The organism is Faecalispora sporosphaeroides DSM 1294, from assembly GCA_000383295.1.
Lineage (GTDB): Bacteria > Bacillota > Clostridia > Oscillospirales > Acutalibacteraceae > Faecalispora > Faecalispora sporosphaeroides.
The window spans coordinates 45,288-68,430 of record KB911069.1 but is presented as its reverse complement, the minus strand read 5'-3'; the positions used below and the strand labels follow the sequence as shown (position 1 = coordinate 68,430).

At 59.5% G+C, this 23,143-nt stretch carries 18 protein-coding genes; all 18 read right to left on the bottom strand.

Annotated elements, in window-relative coordinates:
- Positions 1-46 precede the first annotated feature (46 nt).
- Positions 47-352, bottom strand: coding sequence for a YhbY family RNA-binding protein (locus G340_RS0108345; protein ID WP_020073195.1), 306 nt, complete (start codon positions 350-352; stop codon positions 47-49).
- A gap of 18 nt (positions 353-370) precedes the next feature.
- Complete coding sequence (locus G340_RS0108340) at positions 371-955, bottom strand: XTP/dITP diphosphatase (RefSeq protein ID WP_020073194.1); 585 nt, start codon at positions 953-955, stop codon at positions 371-373.
- On the bottom strand, positions 952-1,869 hold the full coding sequence (gene ftsY / locus G340_RS0108335; protein ID WP_020073193.1) for a signal recognition particle-docking protein FtsY: 918 nt from the start codon (positions 1,867-1,869) through the stop codon (positions 952-954). Before ftsY ends, G340_RS0108340 begins: the two co-directional genes overlap by 4 nt.
- Before the next feature lie 115 nt (positions 1,870-1,984).
- Complete coding sequence (gene smc, locus G340_RS0108330; RefSeq protein ID WP_020073192.1) at positions 1,985-5,560, bottom strand: chromosome segregation protein SMC; 3,576 nt, start codon at positions 5,558-5,560, stop codon at positions 1,985-1,987.
- A 194-nt stretch (positions 5,561-5,754) separates the two neighbouring features.
- Entirely contained in the window at positions 5,755-6,783 is a 1,029-nt protein-coding gene (locus tag G340_RS16630; protein ID WP_020073191.1) for an elongator complex protein 3, read from the bottom strand.
- Positions 6,780-7,469, bottom strand: coding sequence for a ribonuclease III (gene rnc / locus G340_RS0108320; RefSeq protein ID WP_020073190.1), 690 nt, complete (start codon positions 7,467-7,469; stop codon positions 6,780-6,782). The genes G340_RS16630 and rnc overlap by 4 nt, the downstream gene beginning before the upstream one ends.
- A 39-nt stretch (positions 7,470-7,508) precedes the next feature.
- Positions 7,509-8,501: a phosphate acyltransferase PlsX gene (gene plsX, locus G340_RS0108315; RefSeq protein WP_020073189.1), complete on the bottom strand. Its 993-nt coding sequence runs from the start codon at positions 8,499-8,501 to the stop codon at positions 7,509-7,511.
- Positions 8,485-9,831, bottom strand: coding sequence for a methylenetetrahydrofolate--tRNA-(uracil(54)-C(5))-methyltransferase (FADH(2)-oxidizing) TrmFO (gene trmFO / locus G340_RS16625; protein WP_020073188.1), 1,347 nt, complete (start codon positions 9,829-9,831; stop codon positions 8,485-8,487). Before trmFO ends, plsX begins: the two co-directional genes overlap by 17 nt.
- Entirely contained in the window at positions 9,828-11,909 is a 2,082-nt protein-coding gene (gene topA / locus G340_RS0108305; RefSeq protein WP_020073187.1) for a type I DNA topoisomerase, read from the bottom strand. Before topA ends, trmFO begins: the two co-directional genes overlap by 4 nt.
- Before the next feature lie 167 nt (positions 11,910-12,076).
- Positions 12,077-13,375, bottom strand: a complete 1,299-nt coding sequence (gene dprA / locus G340_RS0108300) for a DNA-processing protein DprA (RefSeq protein ID WP_020073186.1) — start codon at positions 13,373-13,375, stop codon at positions 12,077-12,079.
- Positions 13,372-14,184, bottom strand: a complete 813-nt coding sequence (locus G340_RS0108295; RefSeq protein ID WP_033402239.1) for a TrmH family RNA methyltransferase — start codon at positions 14,182-14,184, stop codon at positions 13,372-13,374. The genes dprA and G340_RS0108295 overlap by 4 nt, the downstream gene beginning before the upstream one ends.
- A gap of 236 nt (positions 14,185-14,420) precedes the next feature.
- Positions 14,421-14,774, bottom strand: coding sequence for a 50S ribosomal protein L20 (gene rplT / locus G340_RS0108290; RefSeq protein ID WP_009063772.1), 354 nt, complete (start codon positions 14,772-14,774; stop codon positions 14,421-14,423).
- Between the two features lie 58 nt (positions 14,775-14,832).
- Positions 14,833-15,030 (bottom strand): 50S ribosomal protein L35, encoded by a 198-nt coding sequence (gene rpmI, locus G340_RS0108285; protein ID WP_020073184.1) that lies wholly within the window; start codon positions 15,028-15,030, stop codon positions 14,833-14,835.
- A gap of 24 nt (positions 15,031-15,054) precedes the next feature.
- On the bottom strand, positions 15,055-15,525 hold the full coding sequence (gene infC, locus G340_RS0108280) for a translation initiation factor IF-3 (RefSeq protein ID WP_020073183.1): 471 nt from the start codon (positions 15,523-15,525) through the stop codon (positions 15,055-15,057).
- Positions 15,526-15,639: 114 nt separating this feature from the next.
- Positions 15,640-15,780, bottom strand: a complete 141-nt coding sequence (locus G340_RS17890) for a hypothetical protein (RefSeq protein ID WP_154653148.1) — start codon at positions 15,778-15,780, stop codon at positions 15,640-15,642.
- A 12-nt stretch (positions 15,781-15,792) separates the two neighbouring features.
- Positions 15,793-19,362: a helicase-exonuclease AddAB subunit AddA gene (addA, locus tag G340_RS0108275; RefSeq protein ID WP_020073182.1), complete on the bottom strand. Its 3,570-nt coding sequence runs from the start codon at positions 19,360-19,362 to the stop codon at positions 15,793-15,795.
- Positions 19,355-22,705 (bottom strand): PD-(D/E)XK nuclease family protein, encoded by a 3,351-nt coding sequence (locus tag G340_RS0108270; RefSeq protein WP_020073181.1) that lies wholly within the window; start codon positions 22,703-22,705, stop codon positions 19,355-19,357. Before G340_RS0108270 ends, addA begins: the two co-directional genes overlap by 8 nt.
- 62 nt (positions 22,706-22,767) lie before the next feature.
- Positions 22,768-23,130, bottom strand: coding sequence for a hypothetical protein (locus tag G340_RS17885; protein ID WP_154653147.1), 363 nt, complete (start codon positions 23,128-23,130; stop codon positions 22,768-22,770).
- Positions 23,131-23,143 lie beyond the last annotated feature (13 nt).

Below are 23,143 nucleotides of genomic sequence, written 5' to 3'. Positions count from 1 at the left end.
TTCGTGTTTTTGTACCGTAAATGCGTACGGAATTCACTTTGTTCCATTATTTTTTCGCGGGCTTCGGCAGAATGATTTTCGGTTCCTTCTGATTTTTGCGGTACAGAACAAACTTTCCGCCGATGACCTGCACCACCTCGGCCGAAAGAGGAGCCGCCAGCTCGTCCGCCGCCTGACGCGCGGTGATCCCCGCGGTTTCCAGCACCTTGCCCTTGATCAGCTCGCGGGCGGTGAGCGCGTCGTCTGCCTGCCTTATGATATCGGCGCTCATGCCGTCTTTTCCAATCATGAGAATCGTGTCGAGCGGATTCGCCATAGAGCGCAGAAACGCCCGCTGCTTACTTGTGATCATGCAATATACTCCTTTATTTTAACCATTTTTCTTCCAGTTTTCCAGCTCCCGCGCCAATTTTGCAAGCGCACGGCCGCGGTGGCTGATACCGTCTTTTTCTTCGGCGGTCATCTCCGCATAGGAGCGCTCCCCCACAAGGAAAATCGGGTCGTAGCCAAAGCCGCCCTCACCCTTCGGCCCGAACGCGATGGAGCCCTCGCAGGCGCCCTGCGCCGTAAGGATCTTTCCATCCGGGAATATACAGCAGACCGCGCTGACAAACCGCGCCGTGCGCTGCTCCGCGGGAACCCCGCGGAGCGCCTCCAGCAGCTTTTCGTATCGCTGCCGGTCGGTCGCGCCCTCGCCCGCGTAGCGTGCGGAGTAAACGCCGGGCGCGCCGCCGAGCGCATCCACCACAAGGCCGGAGTCGTCCGCAATCGCTGGCATGCCGGTCGCCCTCATGGCGGATTCCGCTTTGAGCAGAGCGTTTTCGGCAAAGGTGGTGCCGGTTTCCTCCACCTCGGGCAAATCTTCCCGAATGACGGCGTCAAAGCCCAGGGGCTCCAGGATTCTTTCGAGCTCTTTCAGCTTTTTTGCGTTATGTGTCGCGATTACAAATGTCATTTCGCTTCCCTCTCAAACAGAGCCGCGGCGAACTCGTCCGCCTCAAACGGCTGCAAATCGTCTATTTTTTCGCCAAGGCCGATCAGCTTGACGGGCAGATGAAGCTCCTGCCGGATGGGCAGCACCACGCCGCCGCGCGCCGTGCCGTCGAGCTTTGTGAGCACAATGCCGGTCAGACCCGCCGCGTTCTGGAACTCCCTCGCCTGGTTCACGGCGTTCTGCCCGGTGGTGGCGTCGAGCACGAGCAGAACCTCTTTGTCGCAGTCCGGCAGCTCGCGGTCGATAATGCGGCTGATCTTCGACAGCTCGTCCATCAGGTGCTTTTTATTGTGCAGACGCCCGGCGGTATCGCAGATCACAACATCCATACCGCGCGCCTTGGCTGCCGCGATGGTGTCGAACACCACGGCCGCGGGGTCGGAGCCCTCCGCGTGCTTAACCATCGGCACATCGGCGCGGTCCGCCCATACCTGCAGCTGGTCGATCGCCGCGGCGCGGAACGTATCCGCCGCGCCGAGGATGACCTTTTTGCCCTCGCGCGAAAGCTTTGCGGCAAGCTTGCCGATGGTGGTCGTTTTGCCCACGCCGTTCACGCCGATGATCAGGATCACGGACGGCTTGGTTGTAAGCCGCAGCTCCTCGCCGCCGCTGAGCATTTCAGACACGATTCCCTGCAGCAGACCGCGCACCTCGGCGGGATCGGTCACGCCGTTCTTTTTCACGCGGACGCGCAGCTCCTCGCAGATTTTGGCGGAGGTGGCGGCGCCGACATCCCCCATGATGAGCAGCTCCTCGAGCTCTTCAAACAGCTCTTCGTCGATTTTCGTAAAGCTGTTGAGCATCGAATCGATTTGCCCGGTGATGCTGTCGCGTGTTTTTTTCAGTCCTTCTTTGATCTTATCAAAAAATCCCATCGCAAACTCCTTTATATTCCGGCTTTCTGCTAAAACAATTTATTGGTTTCTTCCCCCGCCTGCGACGGGGAAAGGCGCAATTAATCTCATATAAAATTGCTTTCAATGGAACCCGTTATCTCTGCCTGATTCCAAGCTTCTGCTCTATTTCGGAGGCGCGCAGCTCCAGCAGCTTTGAAACGCCCTCGTCCTGCATGGTGACGCCGTACAGCACATCCGCTTCTTCCATGGTGCCGCGGCGGTGCGTGATGATGATAAACTGCGTGTTCTGGTTCATGCCGCGCAGGTAGCCGGCAAAGCGACCCACATTCACGTCGTCGAGCGCGGCCTCGATTTCATCCAGCACGCAGAACGGCGGCGGATTTACCTTCATGATGGCGAAATACAGCGCGATGGCCACCAGCGCCTTTTCGCCACCTGAAAGCGACTCCAGATGCGTGACGATCTTGCCCGGCGGCTGAACGGAAATTTCGATTCCCGAGGTGAGCACATCCTCCGGCTGGCTTAATGTCAGCTGGGCAGTACCGCCGCCAAACAGCGAGCGGAATGTTTCAGAAAAATTCTGCCGGATTTTTTCAAACCGCTGCAAAAACAGCTCCTGCATTTTCTGGGTCAGCTCGCCGATCAGGCGCCGCAGCTCATCGCGGGATTTCTCCACGTCTTTGATCTGCTCTTTCAGGAATTCATACCGCTGCGAGACCTCTTTGTATTCCTCCACCGCGGCCACATTCACCGTGCCGAGCGCTTTGATTCTGCCCTTGAGCTCGTTCAGGCGTTTTTTCGCGGTAGAAACGTCCTCCAGGCGCGGGCTGATCTCTTCGGCCTCCCGCCGGGTCAGTTCGTATTCTTCCCACAAACGGGAAATAATTTCATCGTATTCCTTTTGTATGTTGGCGCGCCGCTCCTCCAGCCGGGCCATCTCCTGCCCGATGGTGTCTCGCGCGGAGGACTGCTCGCGCTCCTCCGCCCTCAGGCGCGCGGCCTGCGTTTCCAAATCGGCCCGCTGTTTGGCAATGCCCTCCACGCTCTCGCGGGAAGCGGCTGCGGCAGCCCGCAGCTCCGTTGCCTGAAGCCGAAGCTGCTGTGCCTGCCGCTCGAGCGCGCGGTCGTTTTCGCGAAGCTGCGTAAGCTCCTGATTCAGGCGCTCCGCCAGCCCGGCGTAATTCAGGCGGCGGTTCTCCAATTCCTGCGCGGCGGCGGCGAGGGCTTCCTTTTCCTTTTCGGCGGAGAGTGCCGTCATGCGCGCCTCCTGCAAAGCGTCCGTCAAAGCCCGGCAGCGTTTGTCCAGCTCCTCGCGGTCGCCGGTCATCCGGCTCACGCTTTGGCGAAGGGCGGTAATCTGCTCCTCCAGCGCTTCGGCGTCGCGCAAGGCCTGCTCCTTCTGCTGCCGCAGTTCCAGAAGCCTCTGCCCGGCTTTTTCCTGCTCCGCCGCCAGCTCTTTTGCGCCGCTTTCCAGCGACTGCCGCTCGGCGCGCATCCGCCCGTATTCGGCCTGCAGATTCACACGGTCCTCTTTGGCCGTGCTCAGCTCGGCCTGCGCGGCGGAGAGCGAAGCCTGCGCGGCGGAAAACTCCGCCTGCGCCGCTTTGAGCGCGGCCTCGGCCTCCTCCGCCTTCTGCGCCAGCGCCGCGGCCTGTTTTTTGGCCTGCTCCATCTGCGCCGTACGGCTCAACAGCCCGGCGTTTTTCGCCAGAGAACCGCCGGTGAGCGAACCGCCCGTATTGACCACCTGACCGTCCAGCGTAACCACGCGGAACCGGTAGGAAAAGCGCTTTGCAATCGCGACGGCGCTGTCGAGGTCTTCCGCAATCACGATGCGCCCAAGCAGTGAGCGCATGACGCCCTCGTACTTTGAGTCGCACCCGCAAACGGAGAACGCGACGCCGACGAATCCCGAGCAGTCGGAAAGCCCCTGCTCCTGCAGAAGATTCCCGTGAATCGTCGAGATCGGCAGGAAGGTGGCGCGCCCTGAATCCTTTTGTTTTAAGAGGGTGATCGCCCGCTTTGCGTCCTGCTCGGTTTCCACCACGATATTCTGCATGGCGGCCCCCAGAGCCGTTTCCACTGCGGTGGCGTACTCGGCGGGAACCCGCAGCAGACGCGAAACCGGGCCGTGGATTCCGGTCAGGCTGCCATGCCCGACCTCCTTCATCACCGTTTTGACACTGTGTGCAAAGCCCTCGAGATTTCGCTCCATCTCCTCCAGCAGCTTCACGCGCCGAGCCTGCTCCCCGGCGTCCAGCCGGAGCCTCTCACTTTTTCCGCGGGCTACCTCCAGGCGCTTCTGCCGGGAATCCAGCCGCATTTCAAAGCCGCGCGCCGTGTTGGTCAGCGCGGCGATGGTATCCTCCGCTTTTTGCAGCAGGGCGGCGCATTCGCGCTCCTCCGACTCCAGCTCCTGCTTCTGCCGCTCCCGCGACTGCAGGGCCTGCTGCACGGCGGCGCGGCGCAGCTCGATTTCAGAAATGGCGGTAACCGCCGTCATCTCGCGGATTTTTGCCTGCGAAGCATCCGCCGTCAGCTGTGTCAGGCGGCGGGTCTGCTCCTCCATCTGGCCGGAATACTGCTCCATCGAGCCGCGCAGCTCCTCCAGCCGTTTGGATACGCCGGCGACCTCCTCCTGCCGGCTCAGTACAAATTGATCTTTTTCCTCGATCCCGCGCTTTTTTTCTTCGATCTCTTTCCGCAGGTCTTCATCGGAAAGGGAGGAGTTTTCCAGCTCGTGCAGAATTCTTTCCTGATTCTGCCGGTTATGTTCTCGGTCGTTCTCTAAAACGGCCGCCTCGCCGTCCTTTCGGGCGGCTTCCTCCTCTTTGGCGGAAGCGAGCGTTCTCGCCTCGTCCATGCGGGCGGTACAGGCGTTGACCGCCCGGTAGTTTTCTTCAATCTGCTTTTCCAGCTCCGCGGCACGCTTGTCGATTTCTTCCTGCTGGCCGCGGGCCAGAAGAAGCTTGTCTTCGTAGTCGCGCAGAATCTGACCGGAGCGCCCGAGTGTATTCAGCCACAGGCCAATTTCGAGCGTCCGCTTTTCCTCGGCGAATTTCAAATACTGGTTGGCCTTTTCCGCCTGCTCACGCAGGGGGCCAACCCGGGCTTCGAGCTCGGAGAAAATGTCGTGCAGGCGCACCAGATTTTCCTGTGCCTGCTGTAGCCGACGCTCCGATTCGCCTTTTCGGTACCGAAAGCGGGAGATTCCCGCGGCTTCCTCAAAAATCTCGCGGCGGTCTTCGCTGCGGGCGGCCACAATGCTGTCGATCTTGCCCTGCCCGATCATCGAATAGCCGTCGCGCCCCATGCCGGTATCCATAAACAGCTCGTGAATGTCGCGCAGGCGCACGGTGTTTTTGTTGAGCAGGTACTCGCTGTCCCCCGAGCGGTAATATCGGCGGGTAACGGCGACCTGATCGCTGTCGAACTGAAGCTGGCGGTCGGTGTTGTCAAAGGTGAGAGTGACCTCCGCGTAGCCCTGCGCCTTGCGCGCCGGGGTTCCGCCGAAAATCACGTCCTCCATTTTCGAGCAGCGGAGCACACGGGCAGACTGCTCGCCCAGCACCCAGCGGATGGCGTCGCTGACGTTGCTTTTTCCGCTGCCGTTCGGCCCCACCACGGCGGTGATGCCGCGGTTAAAATGCAGCACCGTTTTATCGGGAAAGGTCTTAAAGCCCTGAAGCTCCAAAGACTTTAACAGCACTCGTGTTCACCTGCTTTCGGATTGATCCTGAGCTTTCCCCAAAACAGCGGCCCAACGCCCGCTGATTTTGCTTCGCCTGCGGCGGAGCAGGGGGAGTATACTCAATTCATTTTAAACGGCCTGATCGATTTCTTCTCCGCCTGCAGCGAGGGAGAAACCGGCGGCCTTTTCAAAGCGGCTTTTCCTTCTTGTGTTCACGCTTTCGCCGGGAGCCGGTTATCGGGAGAAAACGCCAGAAATTCGGATGGGCCCATCGACGAATCCGGCACCACGCGCGCCTGATACCCCCGCCGGGAGAGCTCCAGCAGATTGCACCTGCTCTGCCCCACCGCTTTGGAAACCCACTGCGGAGAAACATGAATCTCGACACGCCCCGGCAAAATTTGCTCCCGCTCCAGAAAGGCAAGAAGCCGGCGCAGAAAAAGCCTGCTTTCGCAAAGCTCGCGGAACGCCGGGTGCCATGGCCCCGCAACGCGGTCTCGCTGCATTTCGGGCGAGCTGTGAAGCCCCAGGCGGATCACCGGGATGGAATGTTCTCCAAAGAACTCGAGCAGATCACAGCACAGCTCCACCGTTTCTTGCAGAGCCATCGGAACATATTCGCCCGACCGGTACCTTAGAGCCAGCTCCGTGCCCTTCATCACAACGGTGGGGTAAATCCGCACACAGTCGGGTTTGAGCCCGGCAAGATCACACGCCGTCTGCATCGCGCCCGCGGCGGTGTCGCCCCAAAGGCCCGTCATCATCTGAAGGCCGAGAGAAAAGCCCGCGCTCCGAATCAGCTCCGACGCCTGCCGCACCTGCCGCGCCGTATGGCCGCGCCGGTTTTGCCGCAGCACGACGTCGTTCATGCTCTGCGCGCCGAGCTCAATCGTCGTCACCCCGTACCGGGAGAGCAGTTCCAGCACCTTTGCGTCAATCGCATCGGGCCGGGTGGAAATACGGATTCCTGAGAAGACCCCATCCCTGACAGAAGGAGCGGCGGCTTCCAGCAGAGCGAGCATGTCGCCACGGTCGATTGCTGTGAAGCTGCCGCCGAAAAAAGCGATTTCTGCGAAACGGCTTTTTTCTTTCAGATTTTCTTCGGCTGTTTTCAGGGTTTCGCGCACCTCCCCCGGCGTGGGGAGGCGTTCCTGGCCCGTGATGCTGTGCTGGCTGCAGAAAGAGCAGCGCTGCGGGCAGCCCGCGTGGGGAACAAAAATCGCCACGTTTGCGTGCTTCAATAGCCCATCAGCTCCAGCGCTTCGCGGGCAGCCTGCTGCTCCGCCTCTTTTTTGCTGCGTCCGCCGCCCTTGCCGATCACGTTGCTGTTAAGACACACCTCAACGGTAAAGTGCTTGTCGTGGTCAGGGCCGCTTTCGCCGATGAGCACATACTCGAGCTGCTCTTCGGGATTCTGCTGGATAATTTCCTGCAAAGCGGTTTTATAATCCTTAAACGCTTTGGGCCGGGTGGTTTGCAGAACCGGCAGAACAAAGCGCAGGATGAATTCCCTCGCCTTTTCCAGTCCGGCATCCAGATAGATGGCGGCGATCAGGGCCTCGAACGCGTCCGCGAGAATCGACGGCCGCTGGCGCCCGCCGGAATTCTGCTCGCCGCGGCTGAGCAGAAGATATTCCCCGACCCCCAGCTGGCGGGAAAATCCGCAAAGCGCCTTTTCACACACCAGCGCTGCACGGTTTTTGGTCAGCTCGCCTTCCGGCAGATTCGGGCAGTGCTTAAACAGGTAATCCGCCACCACGATGCTCAGTACGGAATCGCCCAAAAACTCCAGGCGCTCGTTGCTGTGACCGGCCGATTTTACCTCATTCGCATAAGAGGAATGGGTCATAGCGGTAATCAGATATTGTGGGTTGTGAAAATGATACTGCAGTTTTTCTTCTAAATCTTTTAAATTCGGCTTTTGCATACACGCACTCCTTCCCCTATGATACCTAAAGACGCCGGCCTACTCCTGTTCGGAGACGGCGCGGCTGATTTCTTGCGTCACATTTTTTTCCACATATGCCTTGGTCAGGCGCAGGGCGCTTTCTACCGTGCGCGCCTTTGCGCTGCCGTGCACCTTGAACACCGGCTTTGCCGCGCCGATTACCGGCGCGCCGCCGTATTCATTGTAATCCATGGATTTTTTCAGCGCGGTCATGTCGCCCAGCAGCAAAGCCGTCGCCAATTTGTTTTTGGAATTTTTGGTGAATACTTCCTTAAACTTGCCCATGACCATCGAGACGACGCCCTCGTACATTTTCAGAATGATGTTGCCGGTAAAGCCGTCCGCCACAACAACGTCCGCGCCGTCATTTGAAATGTCGCGCGCCTCGATGTTGCCGATAAAGTTCAGGCTGGAATCCCTGAGCATGGCAAACGCCGCATGCTGCAGCTCGCCGCCCTTATGGTCCTCCGTGCCGACATTCGCGAGCGCGACGCGGGGTTTTTTCACGCCGATCACCTTATCGAGGTAAATGGAGCCCATGATGCCGAACTGCAAAAGCATTTCGGGGCGGCAGTCCACATTGGCGCCGCTGTCGATGAGCATAAAGAAGCCCTTGCTGCCGGGTACCATGGGGGCGAACGCAACGCGTTTGATCCCCTTGATCCGCTTGACGATCATGGTGGCGCCAACCACCAGCGCGCCGCTGTTGCCCGCGGACACAAAGGCGTCGCCCTTCCCCTGGGCGACAAGGCGCAGGCCCTCCGCCATGGAGGAATCGTTCTTTTCCTTCATGATCGCGCCCGCATGATCCTCCATTGTGAGCACCTGAGGGGTATCCACAATTTCCATGCGCTCCAAAGAAATCTCGTTTTCTTCGGCAACCTTTTGGATTTCCTCTTCCCGGCCCGTGAGAATGATATCGATGTCCAGACTTTTTACGGCGGCCTCACAGCCCTTCAGGATTTCGAGCGGCGCATTGTCGCCTCCGAACGCATCAACAATGATTTTCATCGGAAAAACCTCCCATCACAGCAGCATCTCTCTTGGTATACGGTAGAAGCATGTCCAAAGATCGCTGCGCCAATGCCTCGTACCGCACTCTTTTATCGCGAATTTGCTCCCCAAGGGGCGGAAGAATGCCGAAATTCGCCCCCATGGGCTGAAAATGCGCCGGATCGCATTCCACCAGGTACCGGCACAGCGCGCCGATCATCGTTTCGTGCGGCAGAACCACGGTCTCCCGCTCCAGCAGGCGCTGTGCGGCGTTCCAACCGGCCATCAGGCCCGAGGCCGCGGACTCCATGTAGCCCTCCATTCCGGTAAGCTGGCCCGCGAAGAACAGATTCGGGTCCGCTTTCAGGCTGAAATCGGGATACAGAATCTTCGGCGAATTGACAAACGTGTTGCGGTGCATTACACCGTAGCGGACAAAATCGGCATTTTTCAGCGCGGGGATCAGCCCGAACACCCGTTTCTGCTCCGAGAATTTCAGGTTGGTCTGAAAGCCAACCAGATTATACAGGGTGGCGGCGGCGTTCTCGCGGCGAAGCTGAACCACCGCCCAGGGGCGGTGCCCCGTTTTGGGGTCGCGCAGGCCAACCGGCTTGAGCGGCCCGAACCGCAGCGTGTCGCGCCCGCGCCCGGCCATCACCTCTACCGGCATGCAGCCCTCGTACACCTTGGGGTCGGCCACGTCAAAGCCGTGCACCGGTGCGCGCTCGGCGGATACCAGCGCGTCGTAAAAGCGGTCGTATTCCTCTTTGTTCATCGGGCAGTTCAGATACGCGTCGTCGCCGCCCTTATCATACCGCGAGGCGGAAAAGCACGCGTCCATGTCGAGGCTTTCCGCCGTTACGATGGGCGCGGCCGCGTCGTAAAAGCTGAGGCTGCCGGCGCAGAAGATCGCGATATCATCGGCAAGGGCTTGCGCCGTGAGCGGCCCGGTGGCGACCACGCGGATGCCGCCGTCCGGGATGCTCTGCACCTCTTCCGCGTGAACGCGAATGAGGGGGTGACTGCGGATCTGCTCGGTAACGAGCGCGGAAAAGATGTCGCGGTCCACCGCCAGCGCCCCGCCGGCCGGCACGCGGGACTTGTCCGCACACTGCATCAGCAAAGAGCCCAGCCGGCGCATTTCTTCTTTCAGCAGACCGGCGGCGCTCGAAATCCGCTCGGCCTTGAGGGAGTTTGAGCAAACCAGCTCCGCAAAGCCGGGATTTTTGTGGGCGGGAGTATAATGAAGCGGCTTCATTTCGTACAAATCCACCTGGATTCCCCTGGATGCAATCTGCCAGGCCGCCTCACAACCGGCCAAACCGGCCCCTATGACAGACAGTTTCATTGCTCCTCCAGTTTCTCATAGCCGCAGTCGGGCGTGACGCAATACAGCTTCGGTGTTTTTCCCTTTTTGCGCAGCAGTGTTTTGCCGCACCGCGGGCACTTCTCCATCGTGGGCTCATCCCACGAAACAAAGTCACAGTTGGGGTATTCGCTGCAGCCGTAGAACACGCGGCCCTTTTTGGTTTTCTTGACCACCACCTTGCCGCCGCACTTGGGGCACTCCGCGCCGTTTTCCACAACGAGCTTCTTCACGTTTTTGCACTCGGGATACCCGGGGCAGGCCAAAAATTTGCCGTAGCGCCCCATCTTAATCACCATGTTCCGTCCGCATTTTTCGCAGATAACGTCGGTTTCGTCCTCTTTGAGCTGAATCTTGACCCCTTCCATATCCTCTTTGGCCTTTTTCAGGGTCTTTTCAAAATCGCTGTAAAAATTGTGCAGGGTCTGCACCCAGTCGGTTTCTCCGCTCTGAACGCTGTCCAGATCCTTTTCCACCTGCGCGGTGAATTTGACGTTGACGATCTTCGGGAAGCGCTCACGCATCAGCTGCGTGGTGACCTCGCCCAGCTCGGTGGGGTGCAGCGCCTTTCCGTCGCGCACGACGTATTCGCGGCTCGTGATGGTGGAAATGGTCGCGGCGTAGGTGGACGGGCGGCCGATTCCGTTTTCTTCCAGCGCCTTGATCAGCGACGCCTCCGTATAGCGCGGTGGCGGCTGGGTAAAGTGCTGGTTGCCAGCAAGCTCCTTCTTTTTCAGCGGCATGTCCTGCGTGAGCACGGGCAGCGCGCCGCCCTGCTCGGTTTCTTCATCCTTGCCCTCTTCGTACAGCACGGTGAAGCCGTCGAACGTGACGGTATAGCCGGAGGCCTTAAAGAGGTACTCCCCGGCGGTAATATCCGCCTGCGTTGTGCTTTGCAGGCAGTTGGCCATCTGACAGGCGATAAAGCGCTCCCAGATCAGCTTATAGAGTCTGTACTGGTCGTTCGACAGGCTGCCTTTTACCTGCTCGGGCGTAATGCTGGGAGTGGAGGGGCGAATCGCCTCATGGCCGTCCTGCGCGTTGGCCTTTGTTTTAAAGTGGCGGGGAGCGTCCGGCAGGTACTTTTTGCCCCAGCGCTCCTCAATATAGGCGGTGGCGTCGTGGATCGCATCCTCCGAAATACGCAGCGAGTCCGTTCTCATATAGGTAATCAGACCGATGGCGCCCATGCCCTCGATCTCAACGCCCTCGTACAGCTCCTGTGCCGCCTTCATCGTGCGGCGTGCCTGAAAGCCCAGCTTGCGCGAAGCCTCCTGCTGCAGGGTGGAGGTGATAAACGGCGGCGCGGGGGATTTCTTGCGCGAGCCCTTTTTTACCTTGGAGACGAAGAAATCCGCATTTTCAAGGCTTTTCAGGATTTCATCCGCCTGCTGCTGATTGGTGATTTTGATTTTCCCGTCGGCATTCCCGTAGAAAGACGCGGCAAACGCCTTTCGCTCTCCCTTCGGGATCAGCTTCGCGTCGATGCTCCAGTATTCCTCCGGCACAAAGGCGCGAATTTCCTCTTCTCTGTCCACAACAAGACGGACGGCGACGGACTGCACGCGGCCCGCGGAAAGCCCGCGGCGGATCTTCTGCGACAAAAACGGGCTGAGCTTATAGCCGACCAGGCGATCCAGAATTCTGCGGGCCTGCTGGGCGTTGACCAAATCCAGATCGATGGAGCGGGGATGCTCCATTCCGTTTGTGATGCCGGTCTTTGTGATCTCATTAAAGGTAATGCGGTTCTGCAAAGCGGTATCAAGATCCAGAAGATAGGCGAGGTGCCAGGAGATCGCCTCTCCCTCACGGTCAGGGTCGGTTGCGAGCAGTACGGATTCACTTTTTTCCGCCGCGCTTTTCAGCTCCTGAACCAGCTTTTCCTTCCCTTTGATAATCTCATACTTGGGTTTAAAATCATTCTTTATATCCACGCTCAAACGATTCTCCTGCAGGTCGCGAACATGTCCCATCGACGCGACGACCTCGTAACCGGAGCCTAAATACTTTTTGATTGTTTTTGCCTTGGCAGGTGACTCAACAATCACCAGTTTTGACATATAGGAACCACCTCTTTCTTTTCAAATTGTATCCACTCAAGCGGATTCGCGCAAGGGGGCAGACAAAAATATATGGAAATAACTGCCACCCCCGGACCATTAAGCACTGTGAAAGCCGGCTGAAAACAGACGGTTTTCACAAAGCTTACCATAAATAAAGCAATTTGTCACGAGCGGCAATACCTTCCGCCGCCAAGTGGGCGCACCCGGCCAAGGAGCTCTAGCTCCGTCAGGGCGGCCAGCACGCGCTGCGGGGCAAGCCCGCTTTGCCGGCCCAGAACGGCCAGATGAACCGCCTCCGCCGTCAGCAGGGAATCGAGCAGAACAGCATCCTCCGAAGCATCCGCCGCCGTCAGCGGCTGCCTCGGCTGAGATTTTGAAGGCGCAGCAGCGACAGCCCCGCCCGACAGGCCGGTAAACAAACCGGGAATATCCTCGGAAATCAGCTCGGAAAAAGCGTTTGCCTTCTGCTTTTGGGGCGCCTTCCGTTTCGCCTCGGCAGGCTGTACCGCCTGTGCGGGGCGGCGCTCTGGGATCACGGCAAACGGCGCGTCGGGATTTTCTTTGCCGGACATGCGGATTTTGCCCGGAAAGCGGTCAAGGTACTGCTCCAGCAGCTCCGCGGCGCCGCCCACCGGCACCGCGCCGTTTTTGATCAGCGTGTTGACTCCGCGCGAAACGGGATTATCGATTCCGCAGGGAACCGCGAAAACGTCGCGCCCCTGCTCCAGAGCCAGATCCGCCGTGATCAGGGAACCGCTTTTCGCGGCGGCCTCCACCACCAGAACGCCGCAGGAAAGGCCGGAGATAATTCGGTTGCGAATTGGGAATGCGGCCCGGGAGGCGGGAGAGTCGGGCGGGTATTCCGAAATCACCGCGCCGCTTTCGGCAATCCAGTCCCGCAGGCCGGCGTTTTCCATCAGATACGGATGCTCCAGGCCGCAGCCAAGCACGCAGACCGTTTTGCCCCGCGCCTGTAGCGCGCCCCGGTGGGCCGCCGTATCGATTCCGCGCGCGCCGCCGCTGATGACGACCGCGCCCGCGCGGGCCAGCTGGTAAGAAAGAGAAAAAGCGATTTTCTTGCCGGAGATGGTCGCGTCGCGCGTGCCGACCACCGCGATGGCGGGCATCTCGTCCACTGCGGGGAGCTGCCCTTTGACGTATAAAACGCAGGGCGGATTTGCGATCTCCCACAAAGAACGGGGATAGCCCTCCTCTTCCGGCGTCAGCAGACGGATGCCCGACTTTTCGCAGCGGTCGGCAATCCGCTGGGCGTCCCGCGGAGAAAAGGCGCGCAGAGCGCTCAGCTCCCGCGCGGTAAAAAGGCCCTGAAGCTCCCAGAACTGCGGGCCGGCCTCCCAGAATTCCCGCAGGCCGGTACAGCAGGAAAGCACGCGGCGAACCTTGCCGCTGCCCGCGCCAAGGCCATGCTGAAGCCACACCCAGAAAGCTGTTTCGCAACTCATTCCAATCTCCCCCGCGTTCTCATGATCTCCCACATCAGGATGGCGGCGCTCGACGCCGCGTTCAGGGATTCCGCTCTCCCGAGCATCGGGATGGTGACGCGCGCGTCGCAGGCGGCGACGGCCTGCCGTGACAGTCCCGCACCCTCGTTCCCAACAGCCAGCAAAACGGCAGGCGGAAAAGAAACCCCGGTAATCGGCAAGGCGTCCTCCGTGGGAACGGCCGCGGCGGTAAAAAAGTTCTGCCCGCGCAAACGGCGCACGCAGAGCGCAAGGTTTTCTTCGTAATAAAGTGGCAGGCGGAACACCGCGCCCATGCCGGCGCGCAGCGCCTTCGCGCCGTAGGGGTCGCAGCAGGAACCGGCCAGCACCACGCCCGAAACGCCGAGCGCTTCCGCTGTGCGCAGAACCGCCCCGAGATTCGACGGATCCTGAATCTCCTCCAGCGCAAGATAGCAGCCGTTCTTCTCAATTCCCGAAGCGGCGGCGCGCTTTGGCAGCTCCGCCGTGCAGAACACCCCCTGCGGCTGGCGGGTATCGCCCAGCAGCTCCGCCACCGAATCGGCAATCTGATTAACCTGCTCCGCCTTCGGGAAAATCCGATCCAGGTAAGAAGCGTACTTTTCCCCCGCCCGCTCCGTGTAGAACACGGCGCGGATCAAAAGGCCGCTGTCGGCCGCGTCAGCGCACAGGCGCGCGCCCTCCGCGAGGAAGGCGTTCTGCTCGCGGCGAAACGAAGCGGAATCCCGCAGCCTTGCGGCAGTCTTTATTATTTCATTTTTTCGGCTGGTAATTACCTGACAGGGTATCATTTCTACTCTCCAGACCCGGGCCTTGCCCATATCGTCAAAAAAGCGTTTTTCAGGACAGCGCGCCCGGCGAAAAAGCGCGCGCAAACACCCGTTGGTACAAAAGGCATCTGCGGCGCGGCCGGGGGCGGTTTCAACCAAAGCACACGCGGTTTTTCACGCTGCAAGCAAGATCCACACAAATGATCGTCATCAAAAATGATGCGCCCGGGTCACGACCCGGGCGCAATCACAGCTTATTATAAGGCCGCTTTCGCCTTCTCTACCAGAGCCTGGAAGGCCGCTTCATCAGAAACGGCGATTTCGGACAGCATCTTGCGGTTGAGGGTAATGTTCGCTTTTTTGAGACCGTTCATAAAAGAGGAGTAATTCACGCCGTTCATTTTGCAGGCGGCGGAAATACGGGTGATCCACAGGCGGCGAAAATCTCTTTTCCTGTGCTTGCGGCCGATATAGGCGTAATTGCCGGACTTCATAACGGCCTGTTTGGCCATTTTAAAATGCTTGCTCTTCGCACCCCAGTAGCCTTTCGCAAGCTTTAATACCTTTTTTCTTCTTTTGCGTGTTGCCAACGCACCTTTCACACGAGCCATGATCTGTTACCTCCAAATATATGGTCAAAATAAGATTCTTTCACTTGGGATTGCTTCCTTATTTATAGGGCAGCATTTTCTTAACCTTCGCCACATTGGTAACGTCGGTCACAGTGGTCTGGCGCAGAATTCTCTTACGCTTTGTGGACTTTTTGTTCAAAATATGGGATTTGAACGCGTGACCGCGGATCACTTTGCCGTTCTTGGAAATTTTGAAGCGCTTTTTCGCGCCGGAATGCGTCTTGATTTTAGGCATAACAGTTGCCCCTCCTTAAAATAATTACTTCGTGGGTTTTGGAGCAAGGAACATCAGCATATTGCGCCCCTCGAGTTTAGACGGTTTTTCTACGTTCGCGATTTCGGAACACGCCTGCGCGAATTTCTGCATGATCTGATGCCCCTGTTCCGGGTGGCCCATTTCACGGCCACGGAAGCGGATCGACACCTTTACCTTGTCCCCATCCTGTAAAAAGCGGGTTGCGTGGCCCACCTTCGTATTAAAGTCATGGGTATCGATATTCAGAGAAAGGCGAATCTCTTTAATATCTACAACATGCTGATTTTTTCTTGCTTCTTTGTCACGCTTGGCCTGCTCAAAGCGGAATTTGCCGTAATCGATGATCTTGCACACCGGAGGCTTGGCCTGCGGTGCAATTTTCACCAGATCCATATTGCTTTCCGCCGCCTTTGCCATGGCCTGTGCAATCGGCATAACACCCAGCTGAGCGCCGTCTTTGTCTACGACACGCACTTCTTTATCCCGAATTTCTTCGTTGATCTGCAGTTCCTTGTTGCTAATTGGTAAGCACCTCCAAAATACGTTTCAGGCTAACAAAAAGCGCGGACAGAATTCTCCATCCGCGCATCAATACCAAATCTCACGCTCTCCCATGGGGAAAGCACCGATGTATTGACCCATGACGGACGAAACCCCATAGGTGAGGACAAAATTTTGCCCTGCTTTGTTTACAGATAATAGTATAGCAACCGTACTTTCTTTTGTCAAGATAAATTTCGTTCAGAGCGCAAAGCCGGCTTTTTCCGATCCTCCCAGTTCGCCCGTTACCGCATGCCCCAAGGCGAACGAGTACAGCATGCATTCCTTTACCGGCGTTTCCAGCACGCGCTCCACAGCAAGGCGGTACAGCGCGAGCTGAACGCGGTAGCGGCTCCACAGCTCCTCCGGAGAGGCGGCACGGTCTGTTTTGTAATCGATGATCACGGCGCCGTCCGGCTCGACAAACACGCAGTCCACCGCGCCCTGCAACATCACCTGCTGCTCTGCGGGAACATCCGCTTTCAGCAGGGAAGCGGGGATTTCCACCGTAAAGCGAAGCTCACGGTAGCTTTGCTCGGACGCGAGCATCCTCTTTGCGACCGGGCTTTGAAAGAACGCCGCCACATGCCGCAGATCCACCGCGTTCGCTTCCTCCTCCGACAAAAATCCGCCGGATTTCAGTCGCTCCAGCTCCTGCCGCGGGTGTTCGGCCGCCGCGGCGTAATCGGCAAACTGCATGTAATGGTGCAGCGCCGTGCCGCGCTCCGCCGGAGTAAGCCCCGCCTTGCCCAAAAACGCGGGGCGCGACAGGATTTCATAATCCTCCCCCGCACTCTCCGCCGCAAGCTCGGAGGCGGACACCTTGGCCGGCACCCCAAACAGCACCGCGTCGGGGTATACAAAGTCGATTTGCCGGGTGATGCGGGCGAGCAGCTCCGGGTCCGGCGGCGGGGCCGACAGAACGGATTCCTCCCGCTCCGGGCCTTCCTCCAAATCCGGCGCGGGCAGAACGCGGATTTCCCACGGCTGGCCGGGGCAATCCGCAATCAGCTCGCCGCTGCACAGGGCGCGGTCGCGCAGGGCCCCCCCGCTCGGGTGGCGCAGGGCGCAGGAGAGAATCCAGTCCGAAATGCTCGACGCCGAACGCACCACATAGGGCGAAATCCGCTCCTGTGCCGTGAGCTGCGGCGCAAGGGACGCCAGCGTTGTGTTCAGGTCGCGCACCGTGGTCAAAAGGATCAGCTTTTCCCGGGCGCGGGTCATGGCGACATACAGCACGCGCAGCTCCTCTGACATCGACTGCCGCTCCTGCTCGAGCGCGATCGCCTCGCGCGGCAGGGTGGTCACGCGGGCCAGACCGCCCTGCTCCTTGCGCTTGATGCCGAGGCCCAGCTCCGGGTGCAGCAGAGCGTCGCCGCGCTCCTTGTTGAAGCGGCGCGAGCACCCGGCCAGAATGCACACGGGGAATTCGAGTCCCTTCGATTTATGGATGCTCATGATGCGCACCACGTTCGAGGCTTCTGAAATTGTGGAGGCTCCAGGCAGATCGCCGTTCTGCTCCTGCAGGCGGTCGATAAAACGGATAAAGCCCGATAGGCCGTTATAGCCGGAGGCCTCGTATTTTTTCGCGTACTCCATGAGCAGTTGCAGGTTGGAAAGGCGCTGCTCGCCGTTCGCCATGGCCTGCACCAGCGTGAGATACCCCGTTTTCTGGTAAATGGCGTTCAGCAGGCGGTCGGACGGGAGCGTGGCCGCGAGGGAACGGAAACCGTCGAGCTCTTCGATGACCCCGGCGGCGCGGGCTTCACCCGATTTGGCGCACTCGCTCAGCGCCAGATACAGCGGAGCTTTGGGCAGGCGCAGGCGCACCGCGCTCAGCTCATCCGGCGTAAAGCCGCAGATCGGGCTCATCAGCACCGAAAGCAGCGGGATATCCTGCACCGGGTTATCCACCACGCGCAGAAGCGACAGAATCGTGGAAATCTCCGGCGCCTCAAAAAAGCCGCTGGAGGAATCCGCCCAGGCGGGCACGCCGCACAATTGCAGCTCGCGTGCGTAGCGGGCGGCATACTGGTTTGCGCTGCGCAGCAAAATGCAGAAGTCGCGGAACACCGCCTTTCGCCGCACCCCATTTTCCGTTACCTGAAAGCCCTGTGCCATCAGCTCCAAAACGGTTTCGGCAATATGGCGGCTTTCCAGCAGCTCCATCGCTTCGTCAGAGCCCTCGCCCATGGACAAATCGAGAATGTCGAGCCGGGTTTCGCAGCCTTCCTGCGGCGGATACGACGCGCCGGCCGCGAGAAGCTCTTTGCCGCTGTATTCCACATCCCCGGCCTGCGAGGACATCAGCTGCCCGAACACAAAATTCACCGCGTCGGTCACGGTAGAGCGGGAACGAAAATTTTGGTCGAGCACAATACAGGCCGGGTAGCGGCTGTGCTCCCGGTCATATTCGGCGAAGTCGGCGCGCCGCTGCAGAAAGATGCGGGGCATCGCCTGGCGGAAGCTGTAAATGCTCTGTTTGACGTCGCCGACCATAAACAGATTTTCTTCGTTCTGCGAAATCGCACGGAACAATAAATCCTGCGCTTCGTTTGTATCCTGATATTCGTCCACCATAATTTCATCAAAGCGGCGCGAAAGCTCCAGCGCTTCTTCGGTTCGCTCGTAGCCGTTTTCCGTCTCGCGCACGAGAAGACGCAGCGCCCAGTGCTCCAGATCGCCGAAATCCGCAAGGCGGCGCTCCGCTTTCATCTGGTCGAGCGCGTGCGAAAACGCCGTTACAACGGCAAACAGCTGCTCCACCACAGGGGACAGCGCGCGCAGATCGTCGGCGCAGTCCTGCAAAGTAGCGGAGAACAGCGCCGCAAGCTTTTTCACGGTGGATTTCACTTCGTCGCGGCAGGCGGAAAGACGCAGCTTCAAAGGGTCCTCCGCGTAGCCGCGCACCGGCTTTAAGCGGGCAAACACAAAATTTGCGGCAAGCTCGCCCACATTGTCCCATTCCCGCTGCTGCGCCGCGCGGTACAAGGAGGAAAGGCCCGAAAGATCGGACTGGTACGCTTCGGTATATGCTGCCGAAAGCTTTTCGTCAGCCTGCATCGATTCCAGAGAATCCCGCACCAACGAAAGGCAGTAATCGCAGGCCTCTTCGGCAAAAGCGAGCAGACACGCCCCCCAGGGGGACTCCTGCACCGGAACGGCGCCGGAATACATTTCTGCCTTTTCCCGCAGCCAGCGCTCCGGGAACGGATGCGACCGGATGAAATCGTACAGCTGGTTCACCGCGCGGATCAGCCGACTGTCGTCGCGGTCAGAGCTGAACGCTTCGACCAGCTCATAAAAATCGGGATTCGCCGCGGCATAGCAGTCCTCCAGCACCTGTGTGACCGCTTCCCCGCGCAGGATGGACATTTCCCCCTCGTCGGCAATGCGAAAGTCGTGCGAAATATTCAGCTTATAGAAATTCTCGCGCACCAGCTCGCTGCAAAAGCTGTGTACCGTGCTGATGTGCGCGCCGCCCAGCAGAATCTGCTGCCGCTGCAGCGCCGTGTTCGAGGGGTCCTCCGCCAGCATGCGGGAGAGCTGCTGGGCGATCCGCTCGCGCATTTCCGCGGCGGCAGCCTTGGTGAAGGTGACGACCAGAAGGCGGTCGGCATCGCTGGGGTTCTGCTCGTCCGTGATGCGCTCGATCACCCGCTGCACCAGCACGGCGGTTTTGCCAGAGCCGGCCGCAGCCGATACCAGAAGCGTGCCGCCTCTGGCATGAATCGCGTCCGCCTGCGCGGGCGTCCAGCTTCGTTCAGCCATGTTCGTCCCCCTCCTTCCCCGTTTCTTCTTTTAAAATCCGCCGGAGCGTTTCCGCCTTATCCAGTCGCAGGCACTCCCGCCCGCCGTCGGCATCCTCATGGCCGCACACGGCAAAATACGGGCAGTACTGGCAGGCGTTATGCTCGCCCGTCAGCGGAAGAGCGGCAACATCGCCCCCGTGCAGAGTCTGCACCATCCGCCCCGTAAGGTCTTTGATATATTCCATCACTCCGCCGAGCTGCGAAGCGCTTACAACCGATTCGGTTTTCGCAGGCTTACCGTCTTTGAGCGCAACGGGAATATATTTGCCCTCGGCCTGCTCCTCCATCCCCTGAATCACGCGGGAATCGTCGAGCAGAAGACCATTCATGCGCAGCTTCTTCTCAGCAGCCGCTTCAAGGGCTTGGATCGACTGTCCTTTCGCTGCGGAAATCACAGGGCGCACGGCGGGCATGTACAAAATTCCCGCAGGGCAAAAGCGCCCGTTCTGAATCAGTGCCGCAAGGTAGATCAGCATTTGCAGATTGACCCCGTACAGCACGTCCGACAGGCGGAACTCCTTTTTCCCTGTTTTATAGTCGATGATGCGGACATATTTCACGCCGTCGAGCTCCATAACGTCCACGCGGTCGATTTTCCCCTCGACGGTTGCGGTTTCTCCGTTCGGCAGAGTGATTTTGAGCGGCGGGAACTCCCCGCCCTCCTTCAGCTCCAGCTCAAACGCCGCGGGCTGAAATTTGCTCTGGGCCAGCTCCTTCGCGATATGGGCGATCACCACCTGCGCGGAATCCGCAATGCGGGCGACCAGAAAGCGGAAGCGGGGACTTTTGTCCTCCGCGCCGCCGAGCTGTTCCTCCACATAGCGCTCGATACAGGATAAAATAAGCTGTTTCAGCTCTTCCGGCCCGAGCGCCGCAAGGGCGCGTGCCCCCTGCTCCCGCAGCAGATGCTCGAGCAGGTAATGGATCAAACTGCCGTACTCGAGCGCGTTCAGCTCCGCCGGGCGGCGCTCCTTCGCGCCGAGGCCGTAGCGGCAGAAATACTGGAACCGGCACAGGTGATACGATTCAATCTGCGTGGCGGAAATGTGGCGCATCTGCTCAAACAGCATCCGCGCCCGCACGGGATTTTCAAAGGCGGCCGGCGCGCGCTCGTGCACCCGGCGCAGGGCGGCCATTCGCTCGGTATAGCCCTCCCGGCGGGAGAACAGCTCCTTTAGTGTGGAGGACAGCACGGATGACTGCCCCCAGAGCCGCGCCGTCATTTCAAAGGCGGGCTGCTCGCTGTTGGCGAACGATTCCTCCGGCAGCAGGTAGCGGCTTTGCACCGGTATATCCGGCAATATGGAGCGGATTTCACTGACGATGGACGACGGCGCTTTCGCCGCGCCGTCCATATCCGCCGCCGGGTAGGTGACAAACAATCGCTCCGTCGGGGCAGACATGACGGTGTAGGCCATCAGACGCTCGTCCATGGAGGAATCCTCCATCGTGCCGTTGAGCGGCAGGCCCATTTGAATCAGCATGCGGCGCTCCTCGTCGCTGAACACGCCGTCCGGCGACGGGTTGCGCGGGAATTCCCCCTGCACCGCGCCCAAAAGAAACACGACCTTTGGGTCAGCCGGGCGCGAACGGTCCGCCGCCCCCACCGTCACCTCATCGAGCCCCTGCGGAATGCTCCCGATTGTGCCGGAGGCGATCACAAGGCGAAGAAGCTCGCCAAAGCGCTGTGCTGAGAGAACCCGCCCCTTCAGCACCAGCGCCATTTGATCCAGAATCCGCATCAAAAGCTCCCACAGCCGGAACTGCCGGTCTGCCAGCTCTGGTTCTCCCATCTCTTTCATCCTGCGGCACATCTGTTTGACATGCTCCGGCACACCGAGCGCCAGCAGAAAACGGTACACCGCGCGGGCCGACGTTTCCCCGTCCGCCATGCGCACGGAATCGGCAAATTCGCGCAGCGGCGCGATGATGCGCTCCCGCAGCTCGTTGAGCTGCGAAAGCTGCTGCGCGTCCTGCTCCGTCAGCTCACCGGCAAAGCCGCGGGGGTGCCGCGACCATGGCCCCAGCCATTCCCTGCCGGAAAGCTTCCATAAAAAGGCATAATTTTCAATGAGTGAAATCTCTTCCGCCGTGTACCCGCAAAGCCCTGTTTTCAGACACGCGAACACATCGTCGGAGCGGTACCCCGAACGCGCCGCCTGAAAGGCGCACAGCACAAGGCGCATCAGCGGTTCGGTGTCGATCGCGCGGGGATCGTCCATAAAATATGGGATGTCCCACCGCTCGAGCGCGGCATCCAGATTGCTGCGGTACGCTTCGGGCGAGCGGGCCAGAATGGTGAAATCGCGGTAACGGTACCCCTCCTCCATCACCATGCGGCGAATGGTCATCGCCACATAGGCCGCTTCATCGTAGGTGCTGCGGGCGGCATACAAAGCTACATCGCCCGTATCCCCGCGCAGAGGAATGCGGCGGCCGCGGTATGCGCCCTCCTCCACCGCTCGCAGCCCCGCGCCGCGAAAACGAACGCCCGGCTTCAGTGTGACAGGGGCCGCCACCGCAACGGAATTCTGCCGCGCAAGGCGCATCAGGCTGCGCGCCGTTTGGTACACCGGCGTGAACAGGCTCATTTCCGCATCCGCCTGCCGGGGGCCGTCGGCACAAAGCGCCACCGTCACCTCCTGAGCCTGACAGAGCACGAGCTCCAGAATGCCGAGCTCCTGCGCGGTAAAGCTCTTGAAGGAATCCACAAACACGGTGTAGCCCTCAAAAAAACGGTGTGCAAGCAGTACGTCTTTTAACCGGGTCAGATCATCCTGCGGGTCGAGGTAGCTTTGCGCCACCAGCGCCTCATACGCCGACAGAATCAGCGAGAGCTCCTTCATCTTTTCCCGCAGGGTGCCGTCCTCCAGCCGCTCCGCCGCGCGGGACAGCTCCCGCGGGGCGACGGCGCACATTTTCAGCTCCGCCGAAGCGGTGAGCATCATGCTCACCAGCTCGGGAGTCTGGGTGTGCTTTTGGTACAGCGGCAGGTGATCCGCCGTCTGTTCCAGCGCAAGGCTCATCAGAATGCTGCGGCCGCCGTCGTCGAGCCGTTTGCCGCAGCACCCGCCGAAGCGGCGGAACACAGCGTCCGCCAGGCGGGTGAAGCTGACGACCTCTACCTCCGCGGCACGGCGCGGCCCCAAAAGACGCAGCATGGCGCGCTCGCTTTCAAAAGAAAACTGCTCCGGCACCAACAGCATCAGCTTTTGTTCACCCTGCCCGGCCAGCCGGTGCAGCTCCTGCCGGACAAAATGTGTTTTTCCGCTCCCGGAGCGCCCGAACAGCAGATGAAGCAACCCAATCCCCCATTTCGTAAAGTGCGGCCTGCTAGAAGGAGCACTTTCCATTTAAGTAGTAATTATAGCATAAAAGAGCCTTGAAAAAAAGCGTGTGAAAGATCGTAAACCGCCCACACCGAAAGAAGCCCCGAAGCTTTCTTTGAAACATTCCATTCACTGTTGACAAAATCTTTGGAACGCTGTACGTGCCCAGGGGCTTTTTCACCCCGCCGTTTGAAACCGCAGCCAGCCTCGAAAACAGGCTGAAACAACGATATGCCGAGGTAACGGTAACCGCGGTCGGCTCCATGGGCTGCTTTTGCTGTGTCAAAGGGTAGGAAAATACGATTGAGGAGAAATCTTGAAATCTCAAACGGATTTCCTGTTTGGATAACAGGTGTGCCATTGAAAAAGACGACAAAAAAGCATTCCCCGGCGCTCAATGCGAAGGGAATG